Source organism: Mesorhizobium sp. M7A.F.Ca.CA.002.05.1.1, assembly GCF_003998335.1.
Taxonomy (GTDB): Bacteria; Pseudomonadota; Alphaproteobacteria; order Rhizobiales; family Rhizobiaceae; genus Mesorhizobium.
The window spans coordinates 1-7,688 of record NZ_RZQI01000216.1; the positions used below are offsets into that span (position 1 = coordinate 1).

At 62.9% G+C, this 7,688-nt stretch carries 12 protein-coding genes; 10 read left to right on the plus strand and 2 right to left on the minus strand.

The window, feature by feature from the left end:
- The 8 genes from EN939_RS38030 to EN939_RS13485 form a co-directional block, all read left to right on the plus strand.
- A partial coding sequence (locus EN939_RS38030) for a hypothetical protein (protein WP_164750977.1) occupies positions 1–392 on the plus strand: 392 nt, incomplete at its 5' end.
- 34 nt (positions 393–426) lie between these two features.
- Entirely contained in the window at positions 427–1,020 is a 594-nt protein-coding gene (locus EN939_RS13455) for a hypothetical protein (RefSeq protein ID WP_127268405.1), read from the plus strand.
- A gap of 44 nt (positions 1,021–1,064) precedes the next feature.
- Complete coding sequence (locus EN939_RS13460; protein ID WP_127268406.1) at positions 1,065–1,670, plus strand: glutathione S-transferase family protein; 606 nt, start codon at positions 1,065–1,067, stop codon at positions 1,668–1,670.
- A complete protein-coding gene (gene ureE / locus EN939_RS13465) occupies positions 1,667–2,260 on the plus strand; it encodes an urease accessory protein UreE (RefSeq protein WP_127268407.1) in 594 nt (197 codons plus the stop codon). The genes EN939_RS13460 and ureE overlap by 4 nt, the downstream gene beginning before the upstream one ends.
- Positions 2,253–2,924, plus strand: coding sequence for an urease accessory protein UreF (locus EN939_RS13470; protein WP_164748834.1), 672 nt, complete (start codon positions 2,253–2,255; stop codon positions 2,922–2,924). Before ureE ends, EN939_RS13470 begins: the two co-directional genes overlap by 8 nt.
- A complete protein-coding gene (locus tag EN939_RS13475) occupies positions 2,921–3,361 on the plus strand; it encodes a DUF3995 domain-containing protein (RefSeq protein ID WP_127268408.1) in 441 nt (146 codons plus the stop codon). Before EN939_RS13470 ends, EN939_RS13475 begins: the two co-directional genes overlap by 4 nt.
- Entirely contained in the window at positions 3,358–4,002 is a 645-nt protein-coding gene (ureG, locus tag EN939_RS13480; RefSeq protein ID WP_127268409.1) for an urease accessory protein UreG, read from the plus strand. Before EN939_RS13475 ends, ureG begins: the two co-directional genes overlap by 4 nt.
- A gap of 82 nt (positions 4,003–4,084) precedes the next feature.
- Positions 4,085–4,852 carry a class II aldolase and adducin N-terminal domain-containing protein gene (locus EN939_RS13485; protein WP_127268410.1) on the plus strand — a complete coding sequence of 256 codons (768 nt, stop codon included), beginning with the start codon at positions 4,085–4,087 and terminating at the stop codon, positions 4,850–4,852.
- A gap of 269 nt (positions 4,853–5,121) precedes the next feature.
- Here the strand turns inward: EN939_RS13485 and EN939_RS13495 are convergent, their stop codons facing one another.
- Entirely contained in the window at positions 5,122–5,754 is a 633-nt protein-coding gene (locus tag EN939_RS13495; protein ID WP_127268412.1) for an HAD family hydrolase, read from the minus strand.
- A 246-nt stretch (positions 5,755–6,000) separates the two neighbouring features.
- Between EN939_RS13495 and EN939_RS13500 the strand changes: the two genes are divergently transcribed.
- Positions 6,001–6,960, plus strand: a complete 960-nt coding sequence (locus EN939_RS13500; RefSeq protein WP_127268413.1) for a sugar-binding transcriptional regulator — start codon at positions 6,001–6,003, stop codon at positions 6,958–6,960.
- Between the two features lie 37 nt (positions 6,961–6,997).
- On the opposite strand, the gene EN939_RS13505 is transcribed toward EN939_RS13500, so the two are convergent.
- A complete protein-coding gene (locus EN939_RS13505) occupies positions 6,998–7,183 on the minus strand; it encodes a hypothetical protein (RefSeq protein WP_127268414.1) in 186 nt (61 codons plus the stop codon).
- Positions 7,184–7,293: 110 nt separating this feature from the next.
- On the opposite strand from EN939_RS13505, the gene EN939_RS13510 reads away from it, so the two are divergent.
- A partial coding sequence (locus EN939_RS13510) for a LysR family transcriptional regulator (RefSeq protein ID WP_127268415.1) occupies positions 7,294–7,688 on the plus strand: 395 nt, incomplete at its 3' end.

Below are 7,688 nucleotides of genomic sequence, written 5' to 3' on the forward strand. Positions count from 1 at the left end.
CGCTGCAAAAATACAACGGCGGCATTGCCCCACTCTCCATGCCGCTTGTTACATTGGAAGAATATTTCGATGGGGCTCAAGGCGAAGCCGGATTGCTGTGCAACAGCCCGGAGGCACCGAACAATGATACGGTTCTGGCTACATTTCAGTCGATACGGAAAAAGCCCGAAGTTCACGATGTCCGGATAGCGATCGTGCAGTGCGATGATGGAGAATGGCCATTCTCTGACAAAGTCGTCATTACAACGCGCGCCAGCGAAGAACATGTGATTGGCTGGCTGCCATCAGGCTTCGAGCCGGACGAAACCTGGGAAGGAGATGTCGATCACCTGCCCGCCGAGCAGATTGAAGTTCCGGCCGGCTACCGAAAGCTGTGGCTTTGGTATGATTAGCCGAAATTGTCGAAGCAGCTGGTAAGACACACGAATGGCCACCGAAATCGCTTCCGCCCACGACATCTTCCCGCACATCCGCATCGTCATGGGCATGGTGATCGGGCTTGGCGTCGCCCGCCTGCTGTCGGGGGTGGCGCGCATCGTCCAGCATCCCGGCCAGTACAAGCTCTATCCCGTGCATCTGGCCTGGGTCGTCTCGGTGCTCCTGATGCTGGTGCATTTCTGGTGGTGGGAGTTCGGCCTCTACGCCATCGAAACCTGGACCTTCGGCAAGTACCTGTTCATCATCTTCTACGCGATCACGCTGTTCCTGCTGTGTGCGCTTTTGTTTCCCGATTCGATGCTGGACTACACCAGCTACGAGGATTTCTTCTATTCGCGCCGTGCGTGGTTCTTCGGCCTGCTGGCTGCGACCTACCTGCTCGACGTGGTCGACACGCTGCTGAAGGGGCCGGAGCATTTCGCCCGCTTCGGCAGCGAGTATCTGTTCCGCACGCCGGTCTTCGTCGCGCTCTGCATCATCGCGATCCTGGTGCGCGACCGCCGCTTCCACATCGCCTTCGTCACGGCGGCGCTTATCTACCAGATATCGTTCATCCTGCGGCTCTTCGACACCATCGTCTGAACGAACGCGATGGTCTAGCTTGTTGGAGAAAGGCAGGGTTCGACATGTACAAGGCCGTTGGATCGCGCGGATCCCGGGTCAGCCGCGTTCTCTGGATGCTCGAGGAGCTCGGGCAGCCTTATGAATTGGTCGAGGTTCATCTGCGCTCACCGGAAGCCTATGCGCTCAACCCATCGGGCAAGGTGCCGATCCTCATCGACGGCGAGCTGACGGTGACGGATTCGGCGGCGATCTGCGTTTATCTAGCCGACAAGCATGCCGACAAGGACATGGGCGCCAACCCGGGCGTCGCGGGCCGTGCCGAGATGGATTCCTGGATGCATTTTGCCCAGAGCGAGTTGGAAGCGCCGCTGTGGAACAAATTGCGCCATCGCTTCCTGCTGCCTAGGGATGTGCGCGTCGATGTCGGTCCTGCGGCGGCTTACGATTTTGCCTCGGAACTGAAGGCGCTGGAGCGGCGGCTGGGCGACAAACCGTTTGCGCTCGGCGATCGGTTTTCCGCTGTCGATGTGCTGCTCGGCGACATGGGCGGCTGGGCTCGCGCCGGCCGATTCCCGATCGACTCCGAGCGCGTCAACGCCTATTTCGACCGCGTGCTGGCACGGCCCGCCCGTGCACGGGCGCAAGCAAATGGGGGATCCATGAAATGAAGCTCAACCTCAACACCGACTTCACCAAATTCCCGCGGGCCGTCTCCGTACTGTCCGCCGGCAACGCCGGAACCACGCTACCGTCCGGCCGGGCCATTCTCGCCCATGACGAGCGGCATTTGCGCCGCCGCGCCATCGAGCTTGCCGACGGCAGCAAGGTGCTGGTCGACCTGCCCGAACCCGTCGCCTTGAACGATGGCGACCGGCTGGTGCTGGAGGATGGCGGCCATGTCGAGATCATCGCGGCGCCGGAAGAGGTCTATGACATCCGCGCCCGCGACGGCGTGCATCTGGCCGAGCTCGCCTGGCACATCGGCAACCGCCATCTCGCAGCAAGCATCGAGGCCGGTCGCATCCTCATCCTGCGGGACCATGTTATCAAGGCGATGCTGGAGGGGCTCGGCGCCACGGTGGCCGACGTTTCCGAACCGTTCAAGCCGGTGCGCGGCGCCTATTCCGGGCATGGCGGGCAAAGCCACGATCACGGCCATGCGCATGCCCACAGCCACGCCGAAGCGCACAGCCATTCTCATGACGAAGCGCATACCCATTCGCACAGTCACGCCGGCCATCACCACGATCATGGCTGACCAGCCTTCGAACATCGCCCTGCTGCGGCTGATGGCGTGGCTGTCGCCTGCCTTTCCGGTCGGCGGCTTTTCCTACAGCCATGGTCTCGAGCGCGCGGTGCATGACGGGCTGGTTGCCGATGCCGGGAGCCTGGCCGGCTGGCTGGAAACGCTTGTCGAGATCGGTTCGGGCTGGAACGACGCCGTGCTGTTCGCCGAGAGTTGGCGCCGCGCACGCCACGCCGGTGATCTCGATGAAGTGGCGGCACTCGCCGAGGCGCTGGCCGGCTCGCGCGAACGCCATACCGAAACCATGCTGCAGGGTGCGGCCTTCCTCAAAGCGGCGGCAGCCTGGCCAAATCCGGTGCTGAAACGGCTGCCGGCTGAATGCGCCTATTGCGTCGCCGTCGGCGCTGTTGCCGGCGGCAATTCAATTGCGCTTCAGGATGCGCTGTCAGCCTTCCTGCAAACCTTCTTCTCCAACCTCGCCCAGGCGGCGATCCGGCTTGGCATCGTCGGCCAGAGCGGCGCGACCACGTTGTTAGCCGGCTTCGAGCCGCTGGCGCTGACGACCGCAGCCCGCGCCGCGCGCTCGACACTGGACGATCTCGGTGGCTGCGCCTTCGTCTCCGATGTCATGGCGATGAAGCACGAAACCCAGTATTCGCGGCTGTTCCGCTCATGACTTTTCTCGCCTTCGCGCTCTCCCTTGTTCTGCTGCTGATCACCGCGCTGCATGTCTATTGGGGTCTTGGCGGCATCTGGCCGGGCCGGGATGCGGCCTCGTGCGCTCGCGCCGTGGTCGGTTTTCGCGGTGTCGATGAGATGCCGTCGCCGTTCGCCAGTTTCGCCGTTGCCGCGTGCCTGTGCCTGGCGACACTATGGCCGCTGGCGCTCGAAGGCGTCTTTGCTTCACCCTTCCCAAAGCAGGGCCTCGCCGCCACTTCGCTGCTCATCGGCCTAGTGTTCCTGGGTCGCGGCATAGCCGGCTTCACGCCATGGTGGCGGCGGCTGGCGCCGGAACAACCTTTCGCGCGGCTCGATGTCCGCTATTATTCGCCGCTCTGCCTGTTGATCGGGCTCGGCTTTGCCATCCTCGCCATCACGGAGTTTCCGACATGACACAGACAAATGGCCCGCTGCGCATCGGCATTGGCGGCCCGGTCGGTTCGGGCAAGACGACGCTGACCGAAAAACTGTGCAAGGCGTTGCGCGACGAGTTTTCCATCGCCGTCGTCACCAACGACATCTACACCAAGGAAGACGCCATGATGCTGGCGCGGCTGCAGGCACTGCCCGAGGACCGCATCATGGGTGTCGAGACCGGCGGCTGCCCGCACACCGCCATCCGCGAGGATGCGTCGATCAATCTGCAGGCAATCGCCGAAATGAACAGGAAATTCCCGGATCTCGACATCGTCTTCATCGAATCCGGCGGCGACAATCTTGCCGCGACCTTCTCGCCTGACCTCGCCGACCTGACGCTCTATGTCATCTCGGTTTGCCAGGGCGAGGAGATTCCGCGCAAGGGCGGGCCGGCGATCACCCGCTCCGATTTCCTGGTGATCAACAAGAGCGATCTTGCTCCTTACGTAAACGTCAATCTCGATGTCATGGAGAGCGACGCCGGCCGCATGCGCGGAAAACGGCCGTTCGGCTTCACCGACCTGTCGCGCGGCAAGGGGCTGCAGGAGGTGATCGATTTCATCATCGAGCATGGCGGCCTGCGGGCCAGCGGTGCCGCTGCCAGCACGGCAGCGTGAGACAGCTATCCCTGCACCAACCAAAACCGGTTGCGGACATGGGCTGGCCACGGCATTCTTGCCGAAACCGGAGGATTTTAGGATGAGCCTTGCCCGTCTGCAAAAGGAAACGCTGACCAACCTGCCCTACTATGAGGAGCGCGTCGATCTTGCCTGCGCCTTCCGCTGGACGGCACGGCTCAACATGCATGAGGCGGTGGCCAATCACTTCTCGCTGGCCGTCAATGATGGCGGGACACAGTTCCTGATGAACCCCAACCAGGTGCATTTCTCGCGCATCAAGGCGAGCGACCTTCTGATGATCGATGCCAACGATCCAGAAACGCTCTCCGGCCCCGATGCGCCCGACCCAACGGCGTGGGGACTGCATGGCGCCATCCATCGCAATGTGCGCCACGCGCGCTGTGTCATGCATGTCCATTCGATCCACGCCACGGTGCTGGCATCGCTCGCTGACTCGACACTGCCGCCGATCGACCAGAATTCAGCGATGTTCTTCAATCGCCATGTCGTGGACGCGCATTATGGCGGGCTGGCCTTCGAGGAGGAGGGCGAGCGCTGCTCGCAGCTTCTCGTCGATCCCAAGGTCAAGGTGATGGTGATGGGCAATCACGGCGTGCTGGTCATCGGCGACACGGTCGCCGATGCCTTCAACCGCATGTTCTATTTCGAACGCGCCGCCGAGACCTACATCAAGGCGCTGTGGACCGGCCGCCCGCTGCGCACGCTTTCCGACGCGATCGCAGAAAAGGCCGCGAGCGAGATGGACGACTATCCCGGCCAGGCCGAACGCCATCTCAGCGAGTTGAAGGCGATCCTCGACGAGCAGGAACCGGTTTACCGGAATTGAGGACCCTTCTCCCCGTCACTATACGGGGAGAAGGTGCCGGCAGGCGGATGAGGGGCGGCGCAAGCCCCGAAAGTGTGGGACGAACCAAAACTCGGCCTGACCGTGATCTCAATACGCCATGGAAAGCGCCTTCATTGTCAATCGCGGCGCCGCCCCTCATCGCCCTGCCGGGCACTTCTCCCCGTATAGTGACGGGGAGAAGGACGCTCTTATTCGCCGGTTTCGCCAATCATCGACGTCGCAGGAAGAGCCACCCACTTTCCCCAAGCTTAAAGCCCCAGTTCAGTCCGCAATTCCTCGGCGCTGTTGATGACGACGGCGCCGGGCGGGCCTTCCATCGGCTTTTCCGGCCAGAAGATCGTTTTCATGCCCGCCGCCAGTCCCGCCATGGCGCCCGGCCAGCTGTCGTCGATCGCCACGGCGTGCGTAGGGTCGACATCGGCCAGATAGGCGGCGCGCAGGAACGGCTCGGCATGCGGCTTGCCTTCGCGCACATCGTTGCGGCTGATCGTCTTCATGCCGGGGTAGATCAGGCCGACCATGCTCAGATTGGCGTCGACGATCATCCGGTCCGAATTCGAGACCACGGCCTGCTGGATGCCTCTTGCACGCAGCTCGTTGAATATCTCGATCGCGCCCGGGCGCGGCTTCAGCCCCTCGACCAACGGCAGATAATGCTCGTATTTGCGCACGATCCAGTCGTCGAAAGGCAGGTCCAGGCCGAACTCGTCGCGCATCATCTCGTAGACCGGCCAGGCGGCGACACCGAGCACGCGCTCATGCAGATCGTCCGGCGGGACAAGGCCGACATTGCGCATCGCCGCCATCAGGGCTGCTTCGTGCAGCGGTTCGCTGTCGACCAGCGTGCCGTCCATGTCCCAGAAAACCGCTTTCGGCATCATGTGAGGCTCCTTTTTGCCATCCCTTAAAGGGTTTGAGCCGGGAGATAAACCTTCGGAGCACAAGAACCTGCCGCCTGCCGGGACCGCGGCCAAGTCTCTTTGGCGACACAGGCAAAAAACTGGGCCGTGCCTACGCCGATCGACAGCAAGCAATTGCTCCCGAGATTGACAATTGCGCAGCAGGCCGTTCCCTGCGAAAGTGGGCATGGGCCGCTCTCATGACCGGCGGTCTCGGGAGGCAGGACTTTGAATAGCCGGCAGGATGGTGGCAGCAACAGGCTGGACGATGCGGCGCGCGCCGGCTGGCTTTATTATGTTGCCGGCAACACACAGGACCAGATCGCTTCGACGCTCGGCATTTCGCGGCAAACGGCGCAGCGGCTGGTATCGCTGGCGGTGTCGGAGGGCTTGATCAAGGTTCGCGTCGACCATCCGATCGCCAACTGCCTCGATCTGGCGGCACGGCTGAGATCGCGCTTTGCGCTCGATCTGGTCGAGGTGGTGCCGAGCGACCCCAATTCGTCCTCGACCACGATCGGCATCGCCGAAGCGGCTGCCGCCGAGATCGAGCGGCGGCTGCGGTCACCGACCCCGATCGTCATGGCGATCGGCACCGGGCGCACGCTGAAGGCGGCGATCGAGCAGTTGCCGCCGATGGAATGCCCGCAGCACAAGGTGGTGTCGTTGACCGGCAACATCTCGCCGGACGGCTCGGCAGCCTTCTACAACGTCATCTTCACCATGGCCGACAGGGTCAAGGCGCGCTCCTTCCCGATGCCGCTGCCGGTCATCGCCTCGTCGCCGGAGGAGCGCGAGATGCTGCTCAACCAGCCGATGATCCAGCCGACGCTTGCGCTTGCCGCCGAGGCCGACGTCACCTTCATCGGCATCGGCGATCTCGGCCCCAAGGCGCCGCTCTACGAAGACGGCTTCATTTCGGAGAGCGAATTGAAGGCGCTGCAGAAGGCCGGCGGCATCGCCGAGATCGTCGGCTGGGTGTTCGATAGGGAGGGCCGCATGATCGAGGGCATCACCAACGACCGGGTGTCGTCGGCGTCGCTTCCGTCACGCGAGAAATCACTGGTCATCGCACTGGCCATGGGCGAACGAAAGCTGCCAGGCATCCTGGCGGCCGCGAACCGGCGGCTGATCAACGGCCTCATCACCGATGAACGGACCGCCGCCGCCCTGCTGGCCAACATCTGACCGGAACCACAACTGATTTGCGATAAAACCAACCGCGCTAGCTGTGCCGCCCGAAAGGGTCATTGCCATCGAGAAAACCGAGATCGCGCTGCAGATGCGGCGACAGGTCCCTGATGTCGAGATGTGCTCGTCTTTTGGCCGCGAACCAGCCGAATCCATCCGTCAGCCACGAAAACCAGCGGTGATCCGGTGCGGGAGTGCATTTTTGCTGCGCCATGGTCATGATCGTCAACCTTCGCTATCCTGAACCCGAATGACGGGTTGACTAGGAATGTCGGTCTTGACGGCAGTCTTTGCCAATCGAACGTCGATAAGGACCCATAAGGAGGCTTTATGCCGGACCTCAGCTCTCGGCAGGTTGCACAGCTTCCGCCGCTGCAGGCGATCCGGGTGTTCGAAGCGGTGGCGCGGCATCTTTCCTTCACCAAGGCCGCCAGTGAACTTGCCATGACGCAAGCGGCGGTCAGCTATCAGATCAAGGTGCTGGAGGAACGGGTCGGCGCGCCGCTGTTCCTGCGACGACCACGCCAGATCGCACTCACCGAGGCTGGACAGCGCCTCGCGCCGGCGGTCAGCGAGGCCTTTGCCATTCTCGGTCAGGCCTATGCCGCGGCGCGTGGCGGGGCCGACGGCTTGCTGTGCGTCACGACGGTGCTGACATTCGCCTCGAACTGGCTCGCGCACCGGCTGGGGTCGTTCCAGATCCCCCATCCAGCGCTGGCGGTGCC

Bases quoted from the DNA above. Each gene is read 5' to 3' on its own strand.
- EN939_RS13505 (WP_127268414.1), bottom strand. From the start codon at position 7,183: ATGACCATGGCGCAGCAAAAATGCACTCCCGCACCGGATCACCGCTGG.
- ureG (WP_127268409.1), top strand. From the start codon at position 3,358: ATGACACAGACAAATGGCCCGCTGCGCATCGGCATTGGCGGCCCGGTC.
- EN939_RS13470 (WP_164748834.1), top strand. From the start codon at position 2,253: ATGGCTGACCAGCCTTCGAACATCGCCCTGCTGCGGCTGATGGCGTGG.
- ureE (WP_127268407.1), top strand. From the start codon at position 1,667: ATGAAGCTCAACCTCAACACCGACTTCACCAAATTCCCGCGGGCCGTC.
- EN939_RS13475 (WP_127268408.1), top strand. From the start codon at position 2,921: ATGACTTTTCTCGCCTTCGCGCTCTCCCTTGTTCTGCTGCTGATCACC.
- EN939_RS13455 (WP_127268405.1), top strand. From the start codon at position 427: ATGGCCACCGAAATCGCTTCCGCCCACGACATCTTCCCGCACATCCGC.
- EN939_RS13485 (WP_127268410.1), top strand. From the start codon at position 4,085: ATGAGCCTTGCCCGTCTGCAAAAGGAAACGCTGACCAACCTGCCCTAC.
- EN939_RS13495 (WP_127268412.1), bottom strand. From the start codon at position 5,754: ATGATGCCGAAAGCGGTTTTCTGGGACATGGACGGCACGCTGGTCGAC.
- EN939_RS13460 (WP_127268406.1), top strand. From the start codon at position 1,065: ATGTACAAGGCCGTTGGATCGCGCGGATCCCGGGTCAGCCGCGTTCTC.